Raw genomic sequence first — 25,402 nt, forward strand, 5'->3', positions numbered from 1 at the left:
ACTTATAAAGAATATATCGGAAAATAAAAGGTTTTCTTTACTGTTTTTTAAGGTTTTTTATAAGTTCAATTTCCCCAAATGACATCCCGGTCACTGAAGCTATTTCCTGAACAGCCATTCCATTATCCAGAAGTTTTCCCACCCTGTCATACTTGTCCTTAACGGTTGTTTTTACGGCTATTTTGGGACTTTTCGGCTCTTCTTTAATTTCAAATACGGCAGGCTGCCTGGGAATTACAACCGGTTCTGCATGCGGTTTAAATTCCTGTAATGCCGGAATTTGTACCGTTGGCTCCTGTGGGGATGTTATTTCCGTCTTATATTCCGCGGTCCTTTGCAGCCGGTTTCTTTCCATTAAATATTTAATTTCTTTAATGACAGTTTCAGATTCTTTCAGCTTTTTTTCCAGTTCTAACTTAGCGCTGTTCATGGATGCCACACCGCTGTCTGCTGTTTTTTCCATTTCTTCCACAAGCTGCCGCATATTATGCTGAAATTCAATAAGCTCGATATCTTCAAGTTCAGACATGACGCCGCTTTTTGCTTTTGGTTTTTTAAACAAAATAAAAACAACCGCAGACATCAGGATAATATTCAGAATTATAAGTGCTATTGTCATTTTTTACGCCTTAATATCAATGATATGATTTTCCGAAGCGGCCTTTTTGGTATCATCCGCTTGCGCTGTTAATTCCGCTTCGTCCCTGTCACTTTTCTGATCAAACGAACCTTTTTTCCACTGCCTGGAATTTTCTTTTTTTTCCGCTATAGCAGAGGCTTCCGACTTATTTTCGGGATCAACCACCTGCTCTTTACGGTGCTCCGCGTCCTTTTGAAGTTTCAGCATTTCTTTGGATTGAGCGGCCTGAACCCCTGCAAGCAGGGCATCATTATACTTTGACGCTAAAACAGACGCCGTGATCATAACCTGCATATCATATAATCTCACCGCGCGTCACCGCCTTTTTATATGGATATATTTATCCGGAGAACGGCAGAACCTGAATTTCGCCGTTCTTTTCTACAAATGTACAGTATTTAAGCTCGTCATTTATTGTTCGCTGGGCTTTATTTATTATTACTTTTACCCCTGTATAAACCATACCCATGCAGTTGACTTTGCCCCTTTTGGTAGTCTGCATTTCCTTTGCTTTCGCATCCAGTTTTGACTTTGTTTCTTCCCATTTTTTCTGGTCAGTCATAAGTTTAAACTGAGTCCTGGTAAGCTTTGCCATTAAGTCCCTTTTATCCGGCGGAAGCTGTCCTCCTGATTTCTGCTGAAGGTCCTTTAAGAACAATATACCTTTTTTTGTCTTATCAAGCTGCTCATTAATTCCGCTTAATTCACTTGTGGCTTTGGCCATTTCTTCCCTCATCTTGGGGGTTTCGCCTATTGTTATTTCTGTGGGGGTTGCCATTTTCGCCCCTATTTCTTTTGCTGTCACTTCATGGCCTGCGGCTATTGTCCCGCCTACCAGCAGCCCTTTTGCACCCATTATACCTATCTTATCACCCGCTACAAGCGTGGAATGCATGGCAGCTTCATTAACTATGATACTTTTTTCAGTTTCCACGTATGCGTTACGGATGTATTTTGTATTTACTTCATCCTGAGCAACAACTTTCGCTTTTTTTCCTACAATACCGCCTTTTACAGTCACTTTTCCGCCGGCATATATTTCAGTGCCGTCCGCGACATCATCAATTATTACATCCTGACCGGCTTTAATAACGTATTCCCCGACACTTCCGTGGATTATAACAGTTCCCACAAAATCAATGTTGCCTATAGCAAGTCCAAGGTCGCCCTGAACTTCAAATATTTCAAGCACTTCAAGTTTGTTATTTTTATAAACCACCTGTCCGTCATTGGACGCCACATAGAGTTCCGCGTTTCCCATTGCCTGCTCTACGCCTTTACCCATAAGAAACTTTACTTCATTGCCCTTGGCGGCAGTCAATTCTTTTCCGGTTACTGTCATGCCGTTAATACCGTTTGTAGGCGACACTTTTTTCGCCAGCGCCTGACCCTTCTTTACATTTTGAAGGCTCTGCACATTTTTATAATCAACCGCACCTTCAGAACCTTCTGATGTGGAAGCTTCTGTTTTAAGCGCGTTATCAAATAAAAGTTCCAGCTTTGCGTCTTCTCCGTTTATTACTCCCTGACCTTCCGCCACCACATCTTCAATAGCTTCAAGCAGGACTGTAGGGTCATTTTTTGCTTCCTTAGCCTTGGATACAAGCGCTTTTATAACATCGTGCTTTATACCAAAAGAAACCGCTTCTGTTTTAAGCGCTTTCATTACATCTTCTTCTTCCATTTCTTTGCCGCCGCCCTGCGGAGGGACAATTGTTATCATGGCGCTCATTTCTTCAGGGTCAACTTTCACAAATATCTGTCCGTCTTTTACATCAATACGTTCCTGCACAATTAAAACAGGCTGTCCCGTGGCTTCCCGGACAGAGCGCTCTACAGCTTTAAAATCAAGGTCTTTTATCTGATGTTTTGCCAGCTCCTGCTGAATGGAAGCAAGGTCAACCTTAAGCCCTTTTCCTTTGGGTGCAAATACCGTAAGATAAACCCCGTCATCTTCCGTAGTAACTGTTGAATAACCGTCCATATCTACCATAAATTCACCTCTCAATTATGCGGTTTTCTTGAAACCGCTTCTTAATCTTAATACCGTTTTAGTGTGTATCTGACATACTCTTGATTCAGAAATATCAAGTACTTTCCCTATTTCCTTGAAATTCATCTCTTCCCAGTAATAACACTCAAGAACCGTTCTTTCTGTCTTATCAAGGGCTTCAATAAAACCTGCAAGCATAGCTGTAACCTCATTTTTTTCAAATTCTATAAGGACAGCAGGTTCATCACCCAAAATATCTTCAAAACTGAACTTTTCCCCGTTCCTGCTTAATATATCCCCGTCAAGCGAAAGCAGGGTAATACCTTTAATTTTATCCAATATATCATAAAACGAATCTGTTGTCACCCCTAATTCTTCTGCCATTTCTTCATCAGAAGCCGGCCTGCCAAGCTTACTTTCCATTGTAATATAAGCATTTTCAACCTTTTTTGCCATTTCCCTGACATTCTTTGGAAGTAAATCTTCTTTTCTCAGGGAATCAATTATTGCCCCTCTGATTCTTTTAGAAGCAAACGTTTCAAACTTGATGTTTCTGGTAATATCAAACTTTCCCACCGCTTCTATTAATCCGATAATCCCTTCAATATAAAGGTCTTCCCTGTCATTTTTTCTTACTTCAGACGGCAATTGATATGAAATTCTGTCTGTGAAGTATTTAACAAGAGGAATATATAATTTAATAAGCTGTTCTCTTGTTTTGTCATCCCTGTTTTTGGCGTAACTTTTCCATAAATCTTCATTTGATTCCAATTAATTCCCCTTACCTGAACAGGTCTTCAATATTATCATTACCCGCCGTTAAATCCAACTTTTTCCCTTTATTTTCTTCTTTTATTACAGCAGCTTTCTGTTTAATTTCCGGAGTATAAGTATCCTTTTTTGATTTTTTTGCCAAGGCCTCCATTTCTTCATGGTAAATCAGATTAATTCCAAAAAAAGCCATAAAAAAAGCGGTAACCCCGATAAGGACCGCGGAAAGCAGTATATCACTGATTTCTTTATTAATACTTATCAGTCCGCCTATAAAGAAACCCGCACTGCCTATCAGCAGGGAAATTTCCGCAGCAAGCCGCCTGTTCATTTGATTTTCTTAGCGGCTTTCTTTACGGCATTCTTTACTTTTAAATCTTCCCTTAAAATATAGCTTGAAAGCCTGTCCCTGTCCGCTTCATCAATCTCTGTTATTTTTATCTTAAGTTCAACCTGGCCTTTTTCAAGTTCATTGGATCCAAGAACTTCACCGGCCATTGACACAGGAGAATCATTTCCGTCTTTGATAAATACATCCATTTCATACTTAATACCTTTTTTGACATCCTTGCCCGCAAGAATGGTAAGTCCGTTTCCGCTTATGGTTGTGGTATAAGAAATGTTTGGCGGGACGGATGCATTTGCATACCTTTCAACTATCTGCCTGAATTCAACCTTAATCTTTTTAGAGAGCCTTACAAAATTCCTTTTTTGTGCCATTTTTACCCTCCGTAAAATTCAGTTTTTACTACCTGAAAATATCAAATACCTTTTTAAATGCTTCAGTTATGTTATTGCCCTTTTTATCCCCGCCGCGTTCTTTTACAAACCTGTCAGATATTCTTTCCGCTATTTCTTTTACGCAGTTAGCAGCCCTGGAATCCGGATGCAGAACAGAAAAGGGCTTTTGTGACATTACACTGTTTAAAACAGCTTTATCCCTGAATATGAAACCGTAAGATTCCACAAATGTATTTAAGAACCTTCTTGAAAGCAGTATAACCCTTGAAGCTATTTCTTTTGCCTCTTCTTTTGAATTGGCCATGTTAACAATAAGCTTTAACGGCACCGCTTCCTTGCTTAAAGAGACAACTTTAATAAGGCCGTAAGCGTCCATAAGGGCTGTCGGTTCCGGCGTGGTAATAACTATCCCGTAATCGGAAGCGTATATAAAACTTAACGTGTTCTTGCTTATACCAGCGCCCGTGTCTATAAGCAGTATGTCCACCATGTCTTCAACTTCTGCAAGCTGGGTAATGAATTTTTCCCTCTGTACATTGCTTAAATTGGCAAGTTCTTTTACCCCGGACCCGCTGGCAATAAGTTTTACGCCGTATTCTGTCTCTGTAATAATATCTTTTATGCTTCTTTCTTCCCTGATTACATGTGTAAGGTTGTAGCGCGGGTTTATTCCAAATATAATATCCACATTTGCCAGCCCAAGGTCAGCGTCAAATATCATAACCCTGTTGCCAAGTTTTGAAAGTTCAATCGCAAGGTTAACGGTAAAATTGCTTTTACCCACCCCGCCTTTTCCGCTTGTAATGGCTATTACTTTTGTGGAGCTTCCGGAATGATGTATTTTATTCTCATTACCCCTGGGGTCCTGATTATCATCACCGTTTTTGCCTGAATCCGGTTCGCTCTGCCTTTTAGCCGTGACTAATTCTCTGAGTTTCTCTGCTTGATCCAAGCTTCAAAGTCTCCTTTTAATATTAGTCTTGCCATCACGCCGGAATCTGCCACTTCAATATCATCAGGCACAGTCTGGCCGACGGTAAGATATGAAACAGGAATTCCTCCCGAACCTACACTTAGGTTAAGAAGCATCCCGTAATTCTTTGTTTCGTCAAGTTTGGTAAACAGTATCCTGTGAATTGGCACCATCCCAAAATTATTAATTATGCTTAACGCATCATAATATTTTGTGACCGCGCTTACCACAAGGTGTGTTTCCATGGGCGAATAAACTTCCATAAATTCCTTAAGTTCCATAAGCTGTTTTTTATTCCTTGGGCTTCTTCCCGCAGTATCAAAAAATATGATATCCTTATCCATGTGCTTATTAATTACTTTTTTGAAATCCGCGGGCGTAAGCACTATTTCCACGGGAATCCCCATTATTTCCCCATATTTTTTCAGCTGGGCTTCCGCCGCTATCCTGTATGTATCCGCGCTTACAAGCACAACTTTTTTGTTTTCCACCAGCGCGTATTTTGCCGCCAGTTTGGCAAGCGTGGTAGTTTTGCCCACTCCGGTAGGCCCTATAAACGAAATGATTTTAGGTGTACCCACAGCCGTCTTAAAAGGCCCGGAAACTTTTATCATTCCTGACAGGTAGTCCAGAAGATAGTTATCTATGTACTGTTTATTATTTATCTGCGCGTCTGACAGCTGGGAATTAATTGTCTGAAGCGTCCTGAAAACCAGATTCTCTTCCACCCCATTATCAAGCAGCAGTTTTTGTATTCTGCCTATGCCGTCTTTTAAATTTACCCCGGCCCCTGAAGGTTCTTTCATTCCCCTTATGTTTCCGCCAAGTGATATTTTGCCTTCATTTAATTCCCTGGCAAAAGCTTCATTTTTAAGCGATATGTCTTCCACACGCCTGTAATTGGCAATCATATCCATGTTGACCTGGGAAGTCTGCTGTTGGGGCGGCGCGGCCTGCCTGTGCATTGTCTGAGGAATATACTGCTGGCTTACCTGCTGCGTTCTGCCATACGAAGGCACCGGCTGCTGTGCCGCAGGCGCAAACTGAGGTGTTCTTGGCTTTTCAATATTGATATCTATTCCGGCGGTGACTTCAGTGCGTTCGCTTCCAAACAGCCCGAAGATGCCGCCTTTTTTATATTTTTTTGTGTGAAGTATGACCGCTTCAGGGCCAAAATCTTTTTTTACTTTGGCAAGCGCCCCCTGTAATGTTTCAGCGTCAAACTTCTTTATTCTCATAGGGGAACTTTTACCATACCCACTGACCGGACTTCAACCTTTGGCACAATTTCATTGTAAGAAAGGACGGCCAGATTGGGAAGTATTTTTTCAACTATTTTCCTGAAATAACCCCTGATAAGCGGCGAACAAAGTACAACAGGATCATATTCTTTGCCTGCATTTCTCTTAAATTCATTTATAACGCTGTTGTATATCCCCTGTATCACATGCGGGTCAAGCCCTGCGCTTGAATATTTATCAGCCTGCCTTAACGATTCAAGTATATGCTGTTCAAGTTCCGAATCAATGGTAATTGCGTAAATAATTCCCTCTTTGGAATACTTATGCGTAAAGTACCTTGCCAGTGCCTGCCTTACAAACTCTGTCAGCACCTCTGTATCTTTTGTGGACTTAGCGTGATCGGCAAGCGTTTCAAAAACCGTAACCAGGTCCCTTATTGAAACTTTTTCCCTGATAAGGTTCTGCAGTACTTTCTGAAGCTCCCCGACAGACAGGGCGCCGGGTATAAGTTCATCCACAACCGCTGCATTTGTTTTTCTGACCATTTCAATAAGCTGCTGAACTTCCTGCCTTGTAAGCAGTTCATCAGCATGGGCTTTAATAATTTCAGATAAGTGAGTGGAAATTACCGACGGTACATCCACCACCGTGTATCCTTTAAGCTCCGCGTTTCTCTTTTCGCTTTCTTTTATCCATTTCGCGGGCAGGTTAAAAGCAGGGTCTTTGGCGGGAATTCCTTCTATATCCATTGCCTGCGAGCCCGGTTTCATAGCAAGATAATACCCTATTTCCACTTTTCCCCTGGATACTTCAACGCCCTTTATTTTTGCCACGTATTCATTTGAAGAAAGCTGCATATTATCGCGTATCCTGATAGGCGGTACCACAAGCCCCATCTCTAACGCTGTCTGTTTTCTTAAGATAGTCACCCTGTCAAGCAGATCGCCGCCCTGCGACGGGTCCACCAGAGGGATAAGCGCGAAACCAATTTCAAGTTCCATTGTATCAACCTGAATTAACGGCATGACATTTTCAGGCTCGCGTTTAGTCTGATCTTCTTTTTCTTTTGTGACAGCAATCTGCTGCGCGGATTTCTTATCAGCCACGCCTATTATATAAGAAACAGTCCACGCAATAACCGCCATCATGAAGAACGGTATTTTTACAAGCCACGAAGGGAAAACAAAACCCATAAAGAACAATACCACACCCACAAGTGCAATAGCCCTTGGCTGTGCGAATAACTCTCCCGCGAAGTCCTGCCCAAGGTTGGCGTCTGATGCCGCCCTTGTCACTATTATACCCGTGCCTACAGATAACAAAAGGGCCGGAATCTGGGTGACAAGGCCTTCGCCTATTGTAAGGACGGTGTATCTCATTGCGGCGTCCGCAAGCGTCATCCCGTGGAAAATTATACCTATAAAGAATCCGGCAATAATATTTATAAGAACAATTACAATTGCGGCAATGGCATCGCCTCTTACAAATTTACTGGCACCATCCATTGAACCGTAAAAATCCGCTTCCCTTTCTATTGACCTGCGCCTTCCCCTTGCTTCTTCATCAGTAATAAGCCCCGCGTTTAAATCCGCGTCAATTGCCATCTGTTTTCCCGGCATAGCGTCCAATGTAAACCTTGCCGCAACTTCAGCCACTCGCTGGGCGCCGGAAGTGATTACCACAAACTGCACAAGTATAATTATTGTAAAAATAACAAGGCCGATTATAAGCCCGCTCATATCCTGTGCGCCTACAACAAAATTTCCGAATGTCGGGATTACTTCGCCCACATCCAACGGCTGGCTTAAGATAAGCCTTGTGGCGGAAATATTCAGCGCAAGCCTGAAAACCGTTACAATTAAAAGTAAAGTTGGGAAAGTGGAGAACTGAAGAGGTTCTTTCGCGTACATAGTTACAATTAACACAACAAGCGCCAGAGCCAGGTTTAATACAAGAAGCAAATCCAGCAGAAATGGCGGCAAAGGAACCACAATCATTAAAACAACCGCGACAATCGCGAAAACTACTATAAAATCTGTGGATCTTCTTAATGAAGCAGAAAATCCGGTATCAGGGCTTGCAGCCGGCATTATAAACTACCTCCAATATACGGTATAATATCGTCCCTTAAAGGCTTATTATCCACTTTTTTTTCATTTTCATCAAGCCTTATTTTTCCCTTTGTTTGATAGACAAAAGCCAGAATTTCAGCCACTGCCTGGAACATTTCAGGCGGTATTTCCCATCCAAGTTCAAGTTTTACAAGAGTCCTTGCAAGAGGCGGATTTTCCACAATTACCACCCTGTTTTTCCTGGCAATTTCCTTTATTTTTTCCGCCATAAAATTCATTCCTTTTGCCACTATAAACGGCGCTTTTTCGCCGCTTTCATCGTATTTAAGCGCAACAGCCACATGGGTCGGGTTGGTAATTACCACATCTGCCTGCGGTATTTCGCTAATCATCCTTTTTCTTGCCATTTCCCTCTGAATACTTCTTATCCTGGACTTAATCAAAGGGTCGCCTTCAAGCTGCTTGTATTCATCTTTTACTTCCTGCTTTGACATTTTTAAATTATCATTATACTGCCATTTCTGATAAAGAAAATCCACAAGGGAAAAAACAATAAAAGCGCCTACAATCTTAGAGGCAAGCTTTAATGCAGTACCTGCCGCAAAAGAAAAATATGTTTCCATATCCATAAGCGGGGTCATAAAAATATCATTCATTACTTTTCTGACAGTAGACCAGAAAATATAGCCGATAATACCTATTTTTATTATTGATTTTATCAGTTCAACAAATGACCTTAACGAAAACATTCTTTTCATTCCCTGAACCGGATTAATATTTGAAATTTTAGGTTTTAAAGGTTCAAAAGTAATATGAAAACCCACCTGAATAACATTGGAGACTATAGCTGTAATAAAAACAGCCGCAAACAAAGGCGCCATAAGCAAAAGCATTTTGACAACAAGCGACTGAATCATTAAATTAACCGACTCTTCCGTCATTTTAAAAACAAAAGCATTTCCCCAATAATACGCGGCAAGCTGTTTTATTCCAAACATCATATACTCACCGGCCACTAAAAGCATTATGAAACCGGCCATAACATTAAGCGTGGAATTAATTTCCTGGCTCTTTGCCACCTGCCCTTTTTTTCTGGCTTCTTCTTTTTTCTTTGGCGTTGGCTTTTCTGTTTTACCCGGTTCAGCCATTTTATATCCTCATGCTTCTTATTATAAAATAAATATCTTCCCACATTGTATTCAAAAGCGTGCTGAAAAGATTTACAAGTATCGGAAGGGCTATAAGCAGCGCGCCTATACCCACCAGAATATTAAGCGGCAGCCCCACAATAAAAACGTTCATCTGCGGCAGCGTCCTTGCCACCAGCCCCAAAGTCAGGTTTGTAAGAAAAAGCGCTATGGTGGCCGGGCCGGCTATCTTAAAAGACAAAACAAACATATTATAAAAAAGGTCTGTAAGTTTATTAACGGTGGCGGTGGTTACACCCACATCATTAAGCGGGACAATATAAAAACTGTCAGAAATCGCCCTGAATAAAAAGTGATGCCCGTTTATGGAAAGAAAAATTAATATGCCCAGTACAAACTGAAACTGCCCCATAATTGACACCTGCGTATTGGACATAGGGTCAATTACGTTTACAATACCAAAACCCATCTGAAGGTCAACTATCTGCCCTGCCAGCTGAATAGCGGCAAATATCATATACGCGGCCAGCCCCACAATCACGCCCATAATTACCTGTTTAAAAACAAGCAGCCCAAAACCCATAATATCTGACGGCATTACGCCTGTCTTATCAATTACCGGAAAAATAATAACTCCGGTAAGAAATGCAATGGCTATTTTAACAAGCGCCGGTATATTGCGGCTGCTTAAGATAGGCGCAGTGAAAAAAATGGCGGTTATTCGGATTACAACCAGGACAAAATATTCAAACTGCCCCATGGCAATGTTGAAGATGTCAACATTTCCCATATAATTCTCACATCTTCATGTAATTGGGGAGGTTAAGTAAAAGCTGGGATGTAAAATTTATAAGTATCCTCAGCATCCAGGGCCCAAAGATTATCATTGCAAGAAGAACCACGATTATTTTAGGGACAAACGTAAGGGTCATTTCCTGTATCTGCGTGATTGCCTGAAAAATACTTATCATTACGCCCACTACAAGCGCAAGCCCCAAAAGCGGCGCTGATACCAGCAGGGTTAAAAGCAGCGCTTCCCTTCCAAAACTTGTAACGAATTCTATGCTCATATTGTCATCCCCTTAGAAACTTACTATAAGGGCTCTGGAAAGAAGGTGCCACCCGTCCACAAGTATAAACAGCAGTATTTTAAACGGCAGTGATATCATGACAGGCGGAAGCATCATCATACCCATGGACATAAGAGTGCTTGCCACAACCATATCAATTATAAGAAAAGGCACATAAATTATAAAACCGACGGTAAAAGCGGTTTTAAGTTCGCTTATAACAAAAGCCGGAATAAGGACGCTTGTGGGGACATCATCAGGATTTTTTGGCCTTGGGCTCTTTGAAAGGTATATAAAAAGGGCAAGATCTTTTTCCCTTGTCTGTTTAAACATAAATTGCCTTACAGGTTTTACCGCTTCATCAACCGCTTTATCAAGAGTTATCTTATTTTCGGAATAGGGTTTCCATGCTTTATCATAAATTTCCGTGCCAACCGGGCGCATAAGAAAAAACGTCATAAAAAGCGCAAGTCCTATTAAAATCTGATTTGGCGGTATCTGCTGGCTTCCAAGCGCCTGCCTTAAAAAAGAAAGTACAATTATTATCCTTGTAAAAGATGTCATAAGCATAAGTATTGCCGGCGCCAGCGTAAGGACAGTTAAAAGCAGTATTATCTGAATGGTGGCGGCCACATCTTTCGGATTTTCTGACGGATTAACGCTAAGAGCAATATTAGGTATTGTGACATTCGCGGCGTTTAATATTCCACCCGCTGATATCAGCAGTATAATAACAAAAAGTAACCTTTTTAATACCGAACCCTTCTTCATTTCTTTCCGCCTTTAAGCTTTTCAATAAGGATTTTTACGGTTTGATTTCCTGAATCAACTATTTTTTTGCCCTGCCTTGCATATGTTGCTTTCATTTCGTCGGCAAATTTATTTTCGCCTTTTTTTCTGTACTTTGATACGTATTCGTCTGCTGACGCTTTAATTTTTTCAATTGTTTCAGCGTCTTTGATTTCGGTTACAGGAACAAGGCTGTTTTCGCCAGCGCTTGCCAGCACAAGCACCCTGTCCGCGAATTCAAGTACATAAACAGCTTTATTCTTATCAAGCTGTTCTTTTGCAAGTATTTTAATTACCCCTTCGGATTTTAGCGGGATGGAGGCTTTAACATAAAAATATTTCAGGCCTGCCATAAGAAGGTATGAAAGGCCAATTACAAACAACAGGGCAAGTATAAGATTTATGGTTGTGCCCACTATCCCCGGGCCTTTTATTTCTGCGGGTTTTTCAAGGTTTGCAATTTCATCCGCAAGATACCCTTTTTCCGCCTGCTTGGTTACAGAAGCAGCGGCATCCTGCGTTTTAGCACAGTATGCCGCTGTCGGTATTAAAACCGCCGCTAAAAAAAAAAGAACTATAACGGCTGTTATGGTTTTCAATTTCATTTTTTTATATTCTCGGTATTCTGTCAGCCGGCCTTACAATATCAGTTATCCTGATACCAAAGTTTTCGTCAATAACAACAACTTCACCTTTGGCTATGTATTTGCCGTTTACAAGAATATCAACCGGTTCTCCGGCAAGTTTGTCAAGTTCAATAACCGAACCGGGTGAAAGGTCAAGCACTTCCCTAACAAGTTTGTTTGTCCTTCCAAGTTCAACAGTAACAGATAAAGGAACATCCATAACAATATCCATTGCCTGGTCGTATACTTTTCCCGATCTTTCTTCCCTTAATTCAGACGGCGCTATGTTCTGTGCCGATGCTTTTGCTCCTGATGATGCTGCTCCACTGGTTACTCCGCCCACAAACCCTCCTGATGACGCGGCAGCTTTCGCTCCGGTTTTAATCATATCTGCCACTTCGCCGGCAAATGCTATTCCAAGTTTCCCGCTTCCAAGGGAACCTATATTAATATCAGCTTCCATAAGCACTACATCCCCGTCAAGCGACGGGATTATTCCCGCGTCAAGGTCTGCCATTGAAACTTCCCCGGGTGATGTCATAAGAGATGATGACAGCTGCGATGCCACGTTGCTGATTACGGCATCCATAAACTGTCCTGTAAGCTCTGTAACAGCGCTTAAATGAAGGTCTTCAAGAACAGCAGGAGGATTTGATCCGTCCTGTCCTATCATAAGATCCGCCATTATGGCAGCCTGTCCCTGCGATACTATAAGAACCGCAGTTCCGGATGCTCCAAGTTCCATTGGGGCCACAAGATTGCTTCCGGAAAATGAAGAACCAATAGAGCCGGCATCTACCATATTAATACCGGTAATATCTATTGTTGTAGGCTGTCCAAGCAGTTCGGATAACATGCTTGCTCCGTTTGGTACTGCCTGATTCAGTATTTCTGTTATATTGTTTTTTTCATTTCCCGTCAATGCCACTTTGGCACCTCCTGTAATTTACTTAACCGAGAATTTTTTCTCGTAGGATTCATCAGCCTTATTAATAAGGCCGGTTACTTTAACAGCTTTTTTCTTGCCTTTGGCTCCGACTTTTGCGTAGAACATCGGTTTTGTTTCAACAAGAACAAGAATGTCATCATTCACATTTGTTTCAAGTTTTACAATGTCACCCTGCCTAAGGTTAATAACTTCCTGCATAGACAGGGTGGAAGTTCCAATATTAACCGAAAGCGGAACCCAAGTATTTTTTACCTTGTTATCAAGAATATCTTTTGTCTCTTCAGAAAGTTCTTCTTTTGTAAGAGTAAACCACTGTTTTGCGCTTAATTTATAAAGAACAGGCTCAATTACCAGATAAGGTATGCAGATGGACATTGAACCAACATGTTCCTTAATCTTAATTTCAAAGTTAAGGTTAAGGCACATTTCGTTAGGCGCCACTATCTGCACAAACTGCGGGTTTGTTTCCCTTGCCTTAATTTCAGGGTCAAAATCCACAATCCTATGCCATGAATCCTTAAGATTAAGGAAAGCTTTTTCTATAAGTTTGCTGACTATAGCCTGTTCTAAGTCGGTTAATTCCCTGGGCTTGCTCATCGCTTCGCCTGCTCCGCCAAGAACCCTGTCTATAATCGGAAATATTATGCTTGGGTTAATTTCATATATTGCAGCGCCTTTTAAAGGTTCCATAGCAAATACAGCAATACTTGTAGGATTGGAAATCCTTTCAATATATTCACTGTAAGTCATCTGCTTTACAGATGTAACTGTAACTTCTGCAATAGCTCTTATATATCCCGAAAGGTCAGCTCCAAAATGCCTGGCGAACCCTTCGTGCATCATTTCTATTGTTCTTACCTGGTCTTTGGAAAATTTATCCGGCCTGCGGAAATCGTATACTTTTATCTTGCCCTTTTTCTTTACGGGCGCTTTAGAGCCTTGTTCCGGCGCATCATCATCACTGTCTGCATCGGACGATTTAGAAGGCCCTGTTTTCATGTCAGATAAAAGGGCGTCTAATTCTCCATCGCTTAAAATATCATCAGCCATTAATCACACCCCGTATTTTTATTGTATCGCGAACGAAGTAAAGAATATTTTTGCTATCTGTCCCCTGTTAAGTATTGCATTTATCTTGTCTTTAATTTCTTTTTTCATTGAATCCCTGTTTTCCGGGTCAGCAAGCTGAACAGATGTCTTTGCTCCAAGCGAACTGATAACAATGTCTTTTATCTGGGGCATCCTGTGGTCTATTTCTTCCGTAAGTTTTGCGCTTGAACCATAATCAAGCTCCATAACAACATCAGCCCTTAAATAGTGCGATTCCGTAGGGTCGGCAAGATTTACCGTAAATTCACCAAGGTTCTGGATCTCGCCAAGTTCGGGTTTTTCCACTATAACCTTCTTGGTTGCAGGTGTGTTTTTTGACATAAGTACAAAAAATGCCGCTCCTGCTGAAATCAGGCTTATTACCAGAACTGCGCTGGTTAACATCACCAGCAACTGCAATGTTTTCTTATCTTCTCCCGCCATACAAAAACCTCCTGATGCTTTTTATTTTAGTATGTTATGCTTTCAATATTTTCTTTTTCTATCTGCCTTCTGATTTTTAAATCTGACGGCAGCGGCATTTCCATTGACGCTTTTTCAGCATCGTTAATAAGGTCGGCCTTTAACAGTACAATATCAATCCTTCTGTTCTTTGCACGTGTCATGTCATCAATATTAGGAACAAGCGGCTTGTACTGCCCATATCCCGCGGCTGACATTCTGTCCGGCGACACCCCTTTTACAATAAGGTGCTGAAGTACATTCACAGCGCGCATTGTGGACAGTTCCCAGTTATCATTGTACTTTGTTACCTTTGTTATGGGATTATCATCCGTATGCCCTTCTATAACTACAGGATTTGTTGTTGTCTTAATCAGTTCTCCCAAATCTGAAAGTATAACTTTTGTCTTGGGAAGCAGTGTCGCGCTTCCCGGGTTAAAGAGCAGTTTGTCTGTCATAAGGCTTATTACTATTCCGCGCTCGTTAAATCTTACTTTAACATCACGCTCTAATTTTTTCTGAAGAATCCATGTCTGAACCCTTTCTCTTGTTGTGGTCAGCTGAACCTGTGACTTGGGCATCATAATCGGCTTTGTGTCCGTTGTTCCGCCTGTATTCATAACCGAAACCTGGCCTTTAATGCCAAACGCATTGCCTAAAGCCATAGCCAGCGCCCTTACTTTCTGCTGGTCAACCTGCGCCATGGAGAAAAGAATAACGAACAGCGCGAAAAGCAAAGTTAACATGTCCGCGTATGTAAGAAGCCATCTCATCATACCGGCGGATTCCATTTCCTGGCTCTCGCCTCCGCCTTTCTTTTTTCCTTTTCTTGACATTATTCAGCTCCTTTGTCTTCGCCTTCAGAAGCTTTGCTTGCTTCCTGTTCTTTAGGCGAAAGGAACGCTTTAAGTTTTTCTTCAACGATACGCGGGTTATCACCGGCGGATATTGACAGAATGCCTTCAATCATAACTTCTCTTATAAGTACTTCTTCAGCCGACTTGGCTTTAAGTTTAAATGAAATAGGAAGGAATATCAAATTAGCAAAACCGATTCCGTAGAAAGTAGCGATAAAGGCAACGGCGATAGCGCCGGCAACCTTTGAAGCGTTTTCCAGCTGCGAAAGGGCGTTAACAAGGCCCATAACCGTTCCGATAATACCGATAGTGGGTGCGTACCCGCCCATGGTGCCCCAGAAGCCTTCTCCAAGTTTATGCCTGGTTTCAAGGAAGGCAAGGTCGGTTTCAAGGATGCTTCTTACAAGTTCAATATCAGTTCCGTCAACAACAAGCTGAATACCTTTTTTAAGGAAACTGTCATTTACATTTGCGATTTCATCTTCAAGTCCTAAAAGCCCTTCTCTTCTTGCCTTTGTGGCAAAACCTACAAGTGTGGCAATAACACTTGCGGGATTCATGTCTTTCTGTATGAATGCCTGCTTAAAAATCGAAAACGCACTTTTTGTAACACCCGGCGGATAGCTTATAACTGTAGCGCCGACTGTTCCCCCTACAACAATGAAAAACGCGGATATCTGAAAGAATATAAGGATATGCATTAAGTTTCCGCCGCTTTCAATTACAAGACCGGCAAAAATGAACCCCCATCCAATAACAAGCCCAATAATAGTAGACAAATCTAGACGCACAGATACACCTCCAAGTTATACTAATTTTCGTTTTTATTATTTATTATCGGTAAATTAATCTCTTTTTTATAGTCTTTAACCATGGCAACAATTTCATTTACCGTATCTTTCACGGTAATTTTTTTGCCGGTTGTCATTGTAATAATAGTGTCCGGTGTGGTCTCTATCATTTCAATAAGTTCGCCGTTTACAACAATCTTTTTTCCGTCAAAACGCTGTACAAATATCAATTTTAAACTCTCCTGGCCTTATCAAATGTAAAATAATATTACAACTTTTACTTTTTTTTGTCAATAAAAAAAAGCGTTTATGTGTTGTTTCATAATTTAGATACTTGTTTTATTTTTCCGAAACACCATATTTATATGCCATTTATATGATATTTTTCATGTGTTTTAAGTATTACAAAACTTCAACCGATCATTTACCCCTAATTATAGGGCTTTTTTAGCGTTTTTATCTGACATATAATAATTACAATATTATTACGAAAATTCATATATCACACGAAAATAATATTTTTTGTCTTGTTGATTTAACCCCGGCAGCCGCAGCAAAAAACTGCTACAGAGGAGACGGCAAAGCGCGTGTTCTATTCCTGATTGGTTATTTCTCATTTGTTTTCTCGTCATGGCAGACACAGGTCTTTGCCCCGCCCATTTTTATTATGTTTTAAATTCTACTGCCGCGCCTTAAAAGGCGCGCCTACCAGTACTTTAACAATTTTTAAACTTTCCCCGCTTCTTGCAATTGCGCACTCGCTCCAACCAGAACAAGAACTTCAACATAAAAAAAAAGGCGGGGCTTTTCGGCCCCGCCTTTTTTGTATTTCAGCGGTTACTTATCCGCTTTTATTTCCTACTACCTTCCAAGCTGTACCAGTGTGTCAAGCATGTCAGAGGATGTTGTTACTATCCTTGCGTTTGATTCAAAGCCCCTCTGCGCGATGATCATGTTTGTCAGTTCAACTGACAGGTCAACGTTGGAAGCTTCCAGCGCGTTTCCTGTTGTTGTTCCAAGCCCTGCATTACCTGCTGTTGAAACCTGTGCAAGTCCGCTGTTAGCTGACTGCATAAACATTGTTCCTGCAGACTTTTCAAGACCGGCAGGGTTTGCGAAGTTAGCAACCGCAAGCTGTGCCATTGTGATGATCTGGTTGTTAGAGAAACTGCAGTTGATGCCGCCTGTCTGGTCTATTGAAACACCTGTAAGTGTTCCTTCGCTGTAACCGTCAACATACGATGTGTAGATTGTCTGCTTCGGAATGTAAAGGCCGGTTGTGGCATCATATCTGCCCGAACCATAGTCGCCGGTGATTCCGTCGCGTAATCCAACTAAGTTTGCGTCCATAGCAGCGTCAGTTCCGATATTAACTGAAATTATCTGCGGTGTTGTTGCACCATTTGTAAGGTTAAGCGTAATTTCAGCATTCAGCGCGCCGGCCGGTCCGCCATTTTCCTGAAGCGATCCATCAGCATTAAATAAGATGTTTGCTGCCGATCCAACGTTAGGTGCAAGTCCGTTTGCAATTGTCATTGTAGGATCTGTTGTGTCGTATGCAGACCATGCCCAGTTTGCGGGCCCTACTGTGATGTCTGCTGTCTGTGTCCAATAGAAAGTTATCTGCCTTGCAGTACCAAGAGAGTCATAAACTGTTGCAGTTGAAACCGCATCAGGTGTATAGCCGGCTGCAGGATATGCGCCGCCGGGTGCGCCTGTTACGTTCTGTGGTGTATTGCAGTCAAGATTACCTTTAAGGATAATACCCATATCCTTCCTTAACGGATCTGTGTTGTTGCTATTGTCTGTTGCTTTCGGCCCTAATACCATATTCTGCGGTATCTTGATGCTTGTGTAAGGCTGGTTTGTGTCAAGTGTGGAAGTGTAAGCAGGTGCCGGTGCTACAGCTGCCGGGTCAAATATGAACTCCCTCTGCCATCCCTGAACAAGTCCGCCGTTTGATGTTGTAAGGTTTCCTTCATTGTCAAAATTGAAGTTTCCGGCGCGTGTATAGAATGTTGCGTCGCCTGATTCAACAACAAAGAAGCCTGCTCCGTCTATTGCAACGTCTGTCGCGTTTCCTGTTGTCTGGATAGCACCCTGTGTCATGATTGTATCAATTGAACCAAGTGTGGATCCAAGACCCTGCTGTTTAGGATTGATACCGCCAAGGTTTGCGCTGTTGTTAGAACCTGACGCGGAACCAAGGGACTGTGAAATTGCTTCTTTGAAAGTTACCCTTCCCATCTTAAAGCCTACGGTGTTAACGTTAGAGATGTTGTTTCCAATTACGTTCATCCAGGATGTGTGGTTCTTAAGGCCTGAGATTGAAGAAAAAAGTGATCCCATCATGATAGTTCGCCTCCGAAAATTTTTTTCCGGCGCATTCGGCGCCGATTTTCGGCCCCCGCTTCACCTAAGTGAAGAAGTCCGGCCGTCTTTCTGTTGCGTTTTTAAGCAATTACCGCGCTGTCTATATTGGTAAACACATTTTCCTGCATGCTTGCCCTGTCAACAGCGGTTATTACAGTGTTGTTCTTAACGCTTACTATCAGGGAGAAGTTCTCAAATACCATAAGCGTTTCGTTCGCTCCCTTTTCTTTTGCCTTTCCAATAGCGTTTTTCAGCCTCTGCATCGTTTCAGGCGTAAGTTCTATGTTGCGTGACTGTAACCTTTTTTCCGCGTGTGAGGAGAATTTAACTTCTTCCTGCTCCGCGACTTTTGTTTCAAGAACCTGCTTAAAACTCTGTGAAGGCTGTACCGGCGCTTTGGAAATACCCTGCTGAAGCTTTTGGGCTTCCTGCAGCTGTGAAAGTTTTTGTAACTGTGTGTTAATATTCACCATGGTACTTACCTCCTTTACGCCGTTATTTCTGATACATCTGATAACTGGTACTGTACTCCGTTGACAACAAGCATGGGCTGTCCGTCAACAAACTTAATTGAACTTACATTGCCCGAAATCTGGCCTGCTTCTGTGTTTACAACAACGTTCTTACCGATTAAAGATGCTGCCTGTGACGTGTTCTGCATCAGCATAAGAGAAATGATATTTGTGTTTAAAGAACTTATCGATTTCTCAAAAGTGCTGTTCAGATTTGTCATCTGTTCCAGTGACGAGAACTGAGCCATATCCGCGACAAAAGATTCATCTTTCACGGGATTGGTCGGATCCTGGTACTTTAACTTTGTGATAAGCATGTTAAGAAAGTCCAGTTTTCCCATTTCCGCGTTCGGATTGTTAAGCTGATCCGTGAACACATTTGTCGTGTTTGTATTCGTTACACCGGTAACTGCCATTTGTATGCGCCTCCTTTCTTATGCTAAAATATTTAAAACACCGGTTCCGTCATCAGAGGATACCGGCTTATTATTTTCCGCTTCCGCGGTATTTTTTAACACATTACCTTCCGGCTTAACATACGCCGGAGCCTGCCTGAAATTACCATTTCCATACGCGCTTTCACTGTTATTCATAACCGTGATATTCATATTGGCAACTTCAATACCTTTATTTTCAAGTGAAGTCCTAAGTTCCGCAAGTCCGGCTTTAAGTGTTTCTTTTACTTCCGCGTTTGCCACCTGAATCATTGCCTTAACAGTCCTGCCTTCGCTTTCAAGCCTTATTGTGACATTTCCAAGATTTTCCGGTTTTAAATCAATTTTAATTATTGTCTTCTCTGAAACCGAAGGCATCTTGTCAATATTTTCTGTTAACTGTTTAATAACCAGGGTTTCTTTTGTTTTGTTTGATACATCCGCCATATTTTCAAACATTAAGTTTTTTGCAACTTTAACGGTTTCAATTTCATTTTTTACTTTAATCATGGAATTGTCCACAAGCCACTTAACATCTTCTTTTACCTTTGCTTCCACTTCCTGCTTTGTCACGCCCGGCATTAATTTTATTTCAGGTTTTGCCTTTGTGTCTGCTGCCGGCGCCGGCTGCACGGTAACTGCCGGTGCTGATTTCTGTTCAACATTAACCTGCTGTGCCGCCACTGCTACTGCCGGTTTTTCAGATTTAACATTCATCGGAACTTCCGGTGTTAATACCTGCTGACTTGCAGGAGCGGGTGTATTCTTTACAGCTGCCGCAGCCTGTTTAATAACCTGCAGTTCGCCGTTCATTTCATTAATAAGGTTTATTATTTTGCTTACAGCTTCTTTTACCTGCGCTGTGGCTTCTTTTACCGCTGTCAGCTGTTCATTAGTACCTTCAAAAGGCACTGCAATTGTTACGGTTCTTACTTTTGAATCCTGCGCCGTATATAAGATATTCTGATTTACCGGATTCTGTGTAACTGCCGGTTTTACTTCTTTATTTATATCTGCCTGAACCATAACCGGTGTTACCGGTATTTTTGTGTCTGCCTGCGGTTTAACATCTGATTTCTGCTGAACTAAAGCAGACGCAGCCTGTACTACCGGAACTGCAGCAGCATCAGCCGCCATTACTATTACATTTACCGCCTGAGTCATCTGTTTGGACGAATAATCGGCAAGCCTGCCCGGTGTCATTGGAAGCTGAACTGTCTTAGATTCTGATGCTGCCGCGTTTACAACAGGCTGAACTGTCATTGAAGAAATCTTTGCTATTTCAACCATTCCCGCCTGAAACAAAACAAGGCTGTTTATATCCGGCGTTATGTTTGAAGGCGCCTGAATTTCATTTTTTAAACCTTCAAACTTTTCTGTTATAAAAGAACCCAGAACAGCCCTTAAATCATCAACTGCCTGCTTTATATTTAAAGTTGTTTCCTTAAGTTTTGGCGTAAGCGGGATTTCTACTGTAGGCGCCATCTTAACAGGCGGTATATTATTTTTGGGTGTCTTTACATTACTTAAAGCTGCCGTATCAGAAGAAGCTTCAAGTTTGTTTAATGGCTGTACTGCAGCCGGGTTAAATTCACCGGTTGATTTAATGGCGGTTTCATTCACGGCAGGATTTGGCTGTTTTGCACCATTGTTTGCCACAGGAATTTCAGTGTTAATAGCGGATGAAATTTGTTTTGCGGCAACTTCTATTACAGCAACTTTCACGGCATTTATGAATAATTCTTTCTGCTCCGCATTTAAAGATAATTTTTCAGCAACTGCAAGTACAACCGGATTTGAAGCTATTACTGTTTTTGGCTGTGCCGCAAGTTTAACTAAATCACCTGACATATCAAGCGCTGTAACCGCAGTATAGACTGCTGTTTTAAGGTTGTTATTGGTTTCAAGAAGTGAAGCAACAGTATTCTTCTGTGCTTCAAAAGATTCTGTGTTGGTATTTGAAATAAGGCCGGTAACAAAAAGCCTGAACGAAGCTGCCTGTTCCTGCGTGGCGATGTTATTATTGGCTGTCGGTGTCCCGTTAGGAGAAATACCCTGTGCCTGCAAGGGCATACCTGTCATGTTTAAAGAAAGCATTGACAAATTTAGATTGACCACAATTTCCTCCTGGTTGCGTTTAGCTAACCGGCGGCCCCCCTTGCGGTCCGGGCCATTTTGCCGGTGGAATATTCTATTCCACGCTAAAAACAAAAACCTAAAACCTTGTTTCAAACTAATTCTACACTTTTAAACGTATTTTGTCAAATTCTTTTTTACTAAACCGTGTGCTGTTCTTTCCTGTTAAACTTGGTAATTGCTATTTCATCCAGGTCTTTCTGTTCGTTGTAAAGAACAGCCTGTTTAAAGAGCTTAAAGTCGCGTTCTTTTAACTTTTCAAAGGTCTTTCTTTCCCTGCTTGCTTCTACCACTTCCTTACGTTTTATATCGGCCTGTTTTTCCAAATCTTTAATTTTATTTTCTGTCATATCTATCTTAAGCAAAAGCATATTTAAATGCTGTTCAAAGTATATAAGCCTTGCCACATTCAAAGAACCCTGATTTTCAAGGTTTTTTTCCTTTATCTTCTGCGCCCTTTTATTTTTTGTTTCCTGAAGAATCTTTTCCTGCTCTATTTTAAGGCCGGTAATGTGCATAAGCTGGCGCTTTAATTCTTCTTCTTTTCTTTCTTTTACCTTTAAAACAGTTTCAAGCCTGAAGCTGAATTTTTTCATAGTTCAGCCGCGCTAAACAAAAAGTTCCATAAGCCGGCTTACAGTCTGATTATAATCTGTTTTTTCTTCTATCCCCTGTATAAGAAACTGCCTTACGTTTGCTATTTTTTTAAGGGCGTAATCAATCTGCGGATTGCTTCCTTCAACGTACGCGCCGATATTTATAAGGTCTTCTGCATTTTTATAAATAGAGAGAACTTCTTTTAATTTTGAAGCCGCTTTACGGTGTTTGTCATCTGTAATATCTATCATACAGCGGCTGACGGATTCTAAAAGGTCAACAGGCGGATAATGGCTTTGCGCTGCAAGCGCCCTTGATAAAACTATATGCCCGTCAAGAATAGCCCTGACGTGGTCTGATATTGGTTCATTCATGTCATCCGCTTCAACCAGCACGGTATATAATCCTGTGATGGAGCCTTTATGGGCTGTGGTGCCCGCCCTTTCAAGCAGTTTTGGAAGAAGCGCAAAAACCGACGGCGTGTAACCTTTTGTTGTGGGCGGCTCGCCTATGGCAAGCCCAATTTCACGCTGTGCCATTGCAAACCTTGTCACGGAATCCATCATCAGCATTACATTATAGCCTTTGTCCCTGAAATATTCCGCAATTGAAGTGGCGACAAACGCACCCATTCTTCTTATTAAAGCCGGCTGGTCTGACGTGGCGGCGATGACAACAGACCTTTTCAAACCTTCAATACCCAGGTCTTTTTCTATGAAGTCCCTGACTTCCCTGCCTCTTTCACCTATAAGCGCTATTACATTTATATCAGCGTTTGTGTTTCTTGCAATCATTCCAAGCGCCGTACTTTTACCGACACCGGAACCCGCAAAGATACCCATCCTTTGCCCTTTGCCTACGGTTAAAGCCGCGTCAATTGAACGTATGCCCATTGCCACGGGTTCATCAATTTTTTTTCTGTTTAAAGGGTCCGAAGGTGTGTTATAAGCGGAGTAAAATTCTTTTGTTTTAACCGGCCCTTTATCATCAAGCGGCCTGCCAAGACCGTCTAAAACCCTTCCAAGCAGGCAGTCGCCCACGGCCACTTTAAATTCTTCTTCGGATGAAATTACCATGGCGCCCGGCCCTATTCCGTGGAGGTCGCCAAGGGGCATTAATAAAGCTTTATCTTCCCTAAAGCCGACAATTTCCGCAATGACTTCGGTTTCTTCGTTACGTGAGATTATTCTGCAAAGTTCCCCGATAGAACCGCGAAGGCCGGAAACTTCCACAACAAGGCCGACTATCTGCGTGACTTTACCGCAGGTTTTTAGGGTTTCAATTTTACGGAGTTTGTCCTGATATTTTTTTAGGTCGATTCCCATGGGTCATTCCCCCAGGGAAAGTTTCTTTTTAATTTCCCCAAACTGATAATTGATATCAGTGTCTATTATTTCATTTTTTGATTCCAGCCTGCATTCGCCCTGTTCAAGCATTTCATCAGGCACTATCCTAAGCGTTCCTACAATGTCACCCAGTTCCGTAAATTCCGCCCTGTGTGACTTTATTACTTCAATATCTTCCGGGTGGCAATATACTATGACTTTTTCTTTATCTTCAAGTTTTAAAAGCGCCTCTTTGACAAAACCCTTTACAATTTCTTTATTTGTTTTAAGTTCCCCGTTAACCACTTTTTTTGCTATATCCACAGATAAAGCTACAATGTCATCTTCCGAGTTTTTTATGATTTTTACTTTTTCAGACAGCGCCTGTGCCGTGATATTTTCCATGGTTTCAATAAGGGAAGCGTATTTCTTTGATGTTTCTTCTTTTCCTTTTTCTATTCCTTCAAAATAACCTTTGTCAAAACCTTCGTCGTGGCCTTGTTTTGACTTTAGTTCTTTTAATTCTTCGCCTTCTTTCATTGCATTTTCAATTATTCTGCGCGCCTGAATTTCAGCCTGCCCTGCGGCATTTTCAATCTGTTTGTTTATTTCCGCCAGTTGGCTTTCTTTTTCGCCGATTACCTGCAATAAAAGCCTTAACTGCTCTTCCTGTCTTTCTGTTTTTTCAAGCGATGATTCTTCTTTAACCATAGGCGCGGCAGAATTCAGTTTATCCTTTTTGGATAAAAAAGTACCGCGCAGTTTATATGGGTTGCCCTTAATAGTGTAATCTTCGGGCTTATAAATATTCTTAAACAAAGATTTCTTCCTCTCCGCCTCTTGCTACCACAATCTCGCCCATTTCTTCAAGCTGCCTGATGACGTTTACAATCTTCTGCTGGGCTTCTTCCGTGGTCTTTATACGTACAGGGCCCATAACTTCCATATCTTCAAGTATCATCTGGCGGGCGCGGCTTGACATGTTCTTAAGTATCTTATTTTTGCACTCTTCAGATGCGCCTTTTAACGCAAGCACAAGGTCCTTAGAGTCAATTTCCCTTAATATCTGCTGGATAGTCCTGTCATCCAGAAGCAGAACGTCGTCAAACACGAACATAAGCCTTTTAATTTCATCCGCAAGATCCGGATTTGTTTCTTCAAGTTTTTCCATAATCGCTTTTTCTGTGCTTCTGTCAACCCTGTTAAGCATTTCAGCAACCGACCTTACGCCGCCGGCTGAAGCAAATTCCTGTGTAAAGACAGACGCAATTCTTCTTTCAAGGACCTTTTCAACTTCCATTATAACTTCAGGGGTTGCCCTTTCCATTGTGGCTATCCTTGTGGCAACGTCAACCTGAATATCCGTCGGCAACGAAGACAGGATATTGGATGACTGTTCAGGCTGAAGATGCGCAAGTACAAGCGCAATAGTCTGCGGATGTTCATTCTGAATAAAGTTAAGTATCTGCTGCGGGTCTGTCTTTTTAATAAAATCAAAAGGCGTCATCTGAAGCGCGCCCTGCAGCCTGTTTAGTATCTCAACAGCTTTCTGTTCTCCAAGGGCTTTTTCAAGAAGCTCCCTTGCGTAATCGATTCCGCCCTGGGATATGTATTCTTCTGCGAGGGCAAGCTGGTAGCTTTCCTCCATAACAGCGTCCCTGTCCTGCGGGGTAATCTTCTTTGTGTTAGCTATCTGTAACGTAAGCTGCTCTACCAACTCGTCGGATAAATTCCTGAAAACTTCCGCCGAAAGATCCGGCCCTAGAGTGATTAGAAGTGTCGCGGCTTTCTGTTCACCGTTCATTGGCATAAT

28 protein-coding genes are annotated in these 25,402 nt (G+C 41.8%); all 28 read right to left on the reverse strand.

The window, feature by feature from the left end; translation table 11 throughout:
* Window positions 1-37: 37 nt before the first annotated feature.
* On the reverse strand, window positions 38-619 hold the full coding sequence (locus tag CVV21_06215; protein ID PKL91617.1) for a hypothetical protein: 582 nt from the start codon (window positions 617-619) through the stop codon (window positions 38-40).
* 3 nt (window positions 620-622) lie between these two features.
* Window positions 623-949 (reverse strand): hypothetical protein, encoded by a 327-nt coding sequence (locus tag CVV21_06220; GenBank protein ID PKL91618.1) that lies wholly within the window; start codon window positions 947-949, stop codon window positions 623-625.
* A gap of 31 nt (window positions 950-980) precedes the next feature.
* A complete protein-coding gene (locus CVV21_06225) occupies window positions 981-2,633 on the reverse strand; it encodes a hypothetical protein (GenBank protein ID PKL91619.1) in 1,653 nt (550 codons plus the stop codon).
* 15 nt (window positions 2,634-2,648) lie between these two features.
* Entirely contained in the window at window positions 2,649-3,404 is a 756-nt protein-coding gene (locus tag CVV21_06230) for a FliA/WhiG family RNA polymerase sigma factor (protein ID PKL91620.1), read from the reverse strand.
* 10 nt (window positions 3,405-3,414) lie between these two features.
* Window positions 3,415-3,735 carry a hypothetical protein gene (locus CVV21_06235; GenBank protein ID PKL91621.1) on the reverse strand — a complete coding sequence of 107 codons (321 nt, stop codon included), beginning with the start codon at window positions 3,733-3,735 and terminating at the stop codon, window positions 3,415-3,417.
* Complete coding sequence (locus CVV21_06240) at window positions 3,732-4,124, reverse strand: hypothetical protein (protein PKL91622.1); 393 nt, start codon at window positions 4,122-4,124, stop codon at window positions 3,732-3,734. The genes CVV21_06235 and CVV21_06240 overlap by 4 nt, the downstream gene beginning before the upstream one ends.
* A 28-nt stretch (window positions 4,125-4,152) precedes the next feature.
* Window positions 4,153-5,097: an ATP-binding protein gene (locus CVV21_06245; GenBank protein ID PKL91623.1), complete on the reverse strand. Its 945-nt coding sequence runs from the start codon at window positions 5,095-5,097 to the stop codon at window positions 4,153-4,155.
* Complete coding sequence (gene flhF, locus CVV21_06250) at window positions 5,067-6,356, reverse strand: flagellar biosynthesis protein FlhF (protein ID PKL91624.1); 1,290 nt, start codon at window positions 6,354-6,356, stop codon at window positions 5,067-5,069. The genes CVV21_06245 and flhF overlap by 31 nt, the downstream gene beginning before the upstream one ends.
* A complete protein-coding gene (gene flhA / locus CVV21_06255; protein ID PKL91625.1) occupies window positions 6,353-8,449 on the reverse strand; it encodes a flagellar biosynthesis protein FlhA in 2,097 nt (698 codons plus the stop codon). Before flhA ends, flhF begins: the two co-directional genes overlap by 4 nt.
* Complete coding sequence (gene flhB, locus CVV21_06260) at window positions 8,449-9,579, reverse strand: flagellar biosynthesis protein FlhB (GenBank protein PKL91626.1); 1,131 nt, start codon at window positions 9,577-9,579, stop codon at window positions 8,449-8,451. Before flhB ends, flhA begins: the two co-directional genes overlap by 1 nt.
* Window position 9,580: 1 nt before the next feature.
* Window positions 9,581-10,369: a flagellar type III secretion system protein FliR gene (locus tag CVV21_06265; protein PKL91627.1), complete on the reverse strand. Its 789-nt coding sequence runs from the start codon at window positions 10,367-10,369 to the stop codon at window positions 9,581-9,583.
* Window positions 10,370-10,376: 7 nt separating this feature from the next.
* Window positions 10,377-10,649, reverse strand: coding sequence for a flagellar biosynthetic protein FliQ (fliQ, locus tag CVV21_06270; GenBank protein PKL91628.1), 273 nt, complete (start codon window positions 10,647-10,649; stop codon window positions 10,377-10,379).
* Between the two features lie 12 nt (window positions 10,650-10,661).
* Window positions 10,662-11,420 (reverse strand): flagellar biosynthetic protein FliP, encoded by a 759-nt coding sequence (gene fliP / locus CVV21_06275; GenBank protein ID PKL91629.1) that lies wholly within the window; start codon window positions 11,418-11,420, stop codon window positions 10,662-10,664.
* Window positions 11,417-12,043 (reverse strand): hypothetical protein, encoded by a 627-nt coding sequence (locus tag CVV21_06280; GenBank protein PKL91630.1) that lies wholly within the window; start codon window positions 12,041-12,043, stop codon window positions 11,417-11,419. Before CVV21_06280 ends, fliP begins: the two co-directional genes overlap by 4 nt.
* A 4-nt stretch (window positions 12,044-12,047) precedes the next feature.
* Window positions 12,048-12,920 (reverse strand): flagellar motor switch protein FliN, encoded by an 873-nt coding sequence (gene fliN, locus CVV21_06285; protein ID PKL91854.1) that lies wholly within the window; start codon window positions 12,918-12,920, stop codon window positions 12,048-12,050.
* 90 nt (window positions 12,921-13,010) lie between these two features.
* A complete protein-coding gene (locus CVV21_06290) occupies window positions 13,011-14,063 on the reverse strand; it encodes a flagellar motor switch protein FliM (GenBank protein ID PKL91631.1) in 1,053 nt (350 codons plus the stop codon).
* A gap of 18 nt (window positions 14,064-14,081) precedes the next feature.
* Window positions 14,082-14,546: a hypothetical protein gene (locus CVV21_06295; GenBank protein ID PKL91632.1), complete on the reverse strand. Its 465-nt coding sequence runs from the start codon at window positions 14,544-14,546 to the stop codon at window positions 14,082-14,084.
* Window positions 14,547-14,572: 26 nt separating this feature from the next.
* Complete coding sequence (locus CVV21_06300) at window positions 14,573-15,400, reverse strand: hypothetical protein (GenBank protein PKL91633.1); 828 nt, start codon at window positions 15,398-15,400, stop codon at window positions 14,573-14,575.
* The gene (locus CVV21_06305) at window positions 15,400-16,212 is read right to left on the reverse strand and encodes a motility protein A (protein PKL91634.1); all 813 of its coding nucleotides are present in this window, start codon (window positions 16,210-16,212) and stop codon (window positions 15,400-15,402) included. Before CVV21_06305 ends, CVV21_06300 begins: the two co-directional genes overlap by 1 nt.
* A 20-nt stretch (window positions 16,213-16,232) precedes the next feature.
* Window positions 16,233-16,442: an endoflagellar protein gene (locus CVV21_06310; GenBank protein PKL91635.1), complete on the reverse strand. Its 210-nt coding sequence runs from the start codon at window positions 16,440-16,442 to the stop codon at window positions 16,233-16,235.
* A gap of 631 nt (window positions 16,443-17,073) precedes the next feature.
* Window positions 17,074-18,564 (reverse strand): hypothetical protein, encoded by a 1,491-nt coding sequence (locus CVV21_06315; protein ID PKL91636.1) that lies wholly within the window; start codon window positions 18,562-18,564, stop codon window positions 17,074-17,076.
* 101 nt (window positions 18,565-18,665) lie between these two features.
* A complete protein-coding gene (locus tag CVV21_06320; GenBank protein PKL91637.1) occupies window positions 18,666-19,058 on the reverse strand; it encodes a flagellar protein in 393 nt (130 codons plus the stop codon).
* 14 nt (window positions 19,059-19,072) lie between these two features.
* Window positions 19,073-19,513, reverse strand: a complete 441-nt coding sequence (locus CVV21_06325; GenBank protein ID PKL91638.1) for a flagellar hook assembly protein FlgD — start codon at window positions 19,511-19,513, stop codon at window positions 19,073-19,075.
* Between the two features lie 18 nt (window positions 19,514-19,531).
* Window positions 19,532-21,628 carry a hypothetical protein gene (locus CVV21_06330; protein PKL91639.1) on the reverse strand — a complete coding sequence of 699 codons (2,097 nt, stop codon included), beginning with the start codon at window positions 21,626-21,628 and terminating at the stop codon, window positions 19,532-19,534.
* A 179-nt stretch (window positions 21,629-21,807) separates the two neighbouring features.
* Window positions 21,808-22,263 (reverse strand): flagellar export protein FliJ, encoded by a 456-nt coding sequence (gene fliJ / locus CVV21_06335; GenBank protein PKL91640.1) that lies wholly within the window; start codon window positions 22,261-22,263, stop codon window positions 21,808-21,810.
* A gap of 12 nt (window positions 22,264-22,275) precedes the next feature.
* Window positions 22,276-23,589 carry a flagellar protein export ATPase FliI gene (gene fliI, locus CVV21_06340; GenBank protein ID PKL91641.1) on the reverse strand — a complete coding sequence of 438 codons (1,314 nt, stop codon included), beginning with the start codon at window positions 23,587-23,589 and terminating at the stop codon, window positions 22,276-22,278.
* Window positions 23,590-23,592: 3 nt separating this feature from the next.
* Window positions 23,593-24,408 (reverse strand): hypothetical protein, encoded by an 816-nt coding sequence (locus tag CVV21_06345; GenBank protein PKL91642.1) that lies wholly within the window; start codon window positions 24,406-24,408, stop codon window positions 23,593-23,595.
* The gene (locus CVV21_06350; GenBank protein ID PKL91643.1) at window positions 24,401-25,399 is read right to left on the reverse strand and encodes a flagellar motor switch protein FliG; all 999 of its coding nucleotides are present in this window, start codon (window positions 25,397-25,399) and stop codon (window positions 24,401-24,403) included. The genes CVV21_06345 and CVV21_06350 overlap by 8 nt, the downstream gene beginning before the upstream one ends.
* Window positions 25,400-25,402 lie beyond the last annotated feature (3 nt).

Source organism: Candidatus Goldiibacteriota bacterium HGW-Goldbacteria-1, assembly GCA_002839855.1.
Lineage (GTDB): Bacteria > Oederibacteriota > PGYV01 > PGYV01 > PGYV01 > PGYV01.

Coding starts and splice junctions, on each gene's coding strand:
- CVV21_06215 (PKL91617.1), bottom strand. CDS start 619: ATGACAATAGCACTTATAATTCTGAATATTATCCTGATGTCTGCGGTT.
- CVV21_06225 (PKL91619.1), bottom strand. CDS start 2,633: ATGGTAGATATGGACGGTTATTCAACAGTTACTACGGAAGATGACGGG.
- CVV21_06235 (PKL91621.1), bottom strand. CDS start 3,735: ATGAACAGGCGGCTTGCTGCGGAAATTTCCCTGCTGATAGGCAGTGCG.
- CVV21_06240 (PKL91622.1), bottom strand. CDS start 4,124: ATGGCACAAAAAAGGAATTTTGTAAGGCTCTCTAAAAAGATTAAGGTT.
- flhF (PKL91624.1), bottom strand. CDS start 6,356: ATGAGAATAAAGAAGTTTGACGCTGAAACATTACAGGGGGCGCTTGCC.
- flhA (PKL91625.1), bottom strand. CDS start 8,449: ATGCCGGCTGCAAGCCCTGATACCGGATTTTCTGCTTCATTAAGAAGA.
- flhB (PKL91626.1), bottom strand. CDS start 9,579: ATGGCTGAACCGGGTAAAACAGAAAAGCCAACGCCAAAGAAAAAAGAA.
- CVV21_06265 (PKL91627.1), bottom strand. CDS start 10,369: ATGGGAAATGTTGACATCTTCAACATTGCCATGGGGCAGTTTGAATAT.
- fliQ (PKL91628.1), bottom strand. CDS start 10,649: ATGAGCATAGAATTCGTTACAAGTTTTGGAAGGGAAGCGCTGCTTTTA.
- fliP (PKL91629.1), bottom strand. CDS start 11,420: ATGAAGAAGGGTTCGGTATTAAAAAGGTTACTTTTTGTTATTATACTG.
- CVV21_06280 (PKL91630.1), bottom strand. CDS start 12,043: ATGAAATTGAAAACCATAACAGCCGTTATAGTTCTTTTTTTTTTAGCG.
- fliN (PKL91854.1), bottom strand. CDS start 12,920: ATGTTATCCGAACTGCTTGGACAGCCTACAACAATAGATATTACCGGT.
- CVV21_06290 (PKL91631.1), bottom strand. CDS start 14,063: ATGGCTGATGATATTTTAAGCGATGGAGAATTAGACGCCCTTTTATCT.
- CVV21_06295 (PKL91632.1), bottom strand. CDS start 14,546: ATGGCGGGAGAAGATAAGAAAACATTGCAGTTGCTGGTGATGTTAACC.
- CVV21_06300 (PKL91633.1), bottom strand. CDS start 15,400: ATGTCAAGAAAAGGAAAAAAGAAAGGCGGAGGCGAGAGCCAGGAAATG.
- CVV21_06315 (PKL91636.1), bottom strand. CDS start 18,564: ATGATGGGATCACTTTTTTCTTCAATCTCAGGCCTTAAGAACCACACA.
- CVV21_06320 (PKL91637.1), bottom strand. CDS start 19,058: ATGGTGAATATTAACACACAGTTACAAAAACTTTCACAGCTGCAGGAA.
- CVV21_06325 (PKL91638.1), bottom strand. CDS start 19,513: ATGGCAGTTACCGGTGTAACGAATACAAACACGACAAATGTGTTCACG.
- CVV21_06330 (PKL91639.1), bottom strand. CDS start 21,628: ATGCTTTCTTTAAACATGACAGGTATGCCCTTGCAGGCACAGGGTATT.
- fliJ (PKL91640.1), bottom strand. CDS start 22,263: ATGAAAAAATTCAGCTTCAGGCTTGAAACTGTTTTAAAGGTAAAAGAA.
- fliI (PKL91641.1), bottom strand. CDS start 23,589: ATGGGAATCGACCTAAAAAAATATCAGGACAAACTCCGTAAAATTGAA.
- CVV21_06350 (PKL91643.1), bottom strand. CDS start 25,399: ATGCCAATGAACGGTGAACAGAAAGCCGCGACACTTCTAATCACTCTA.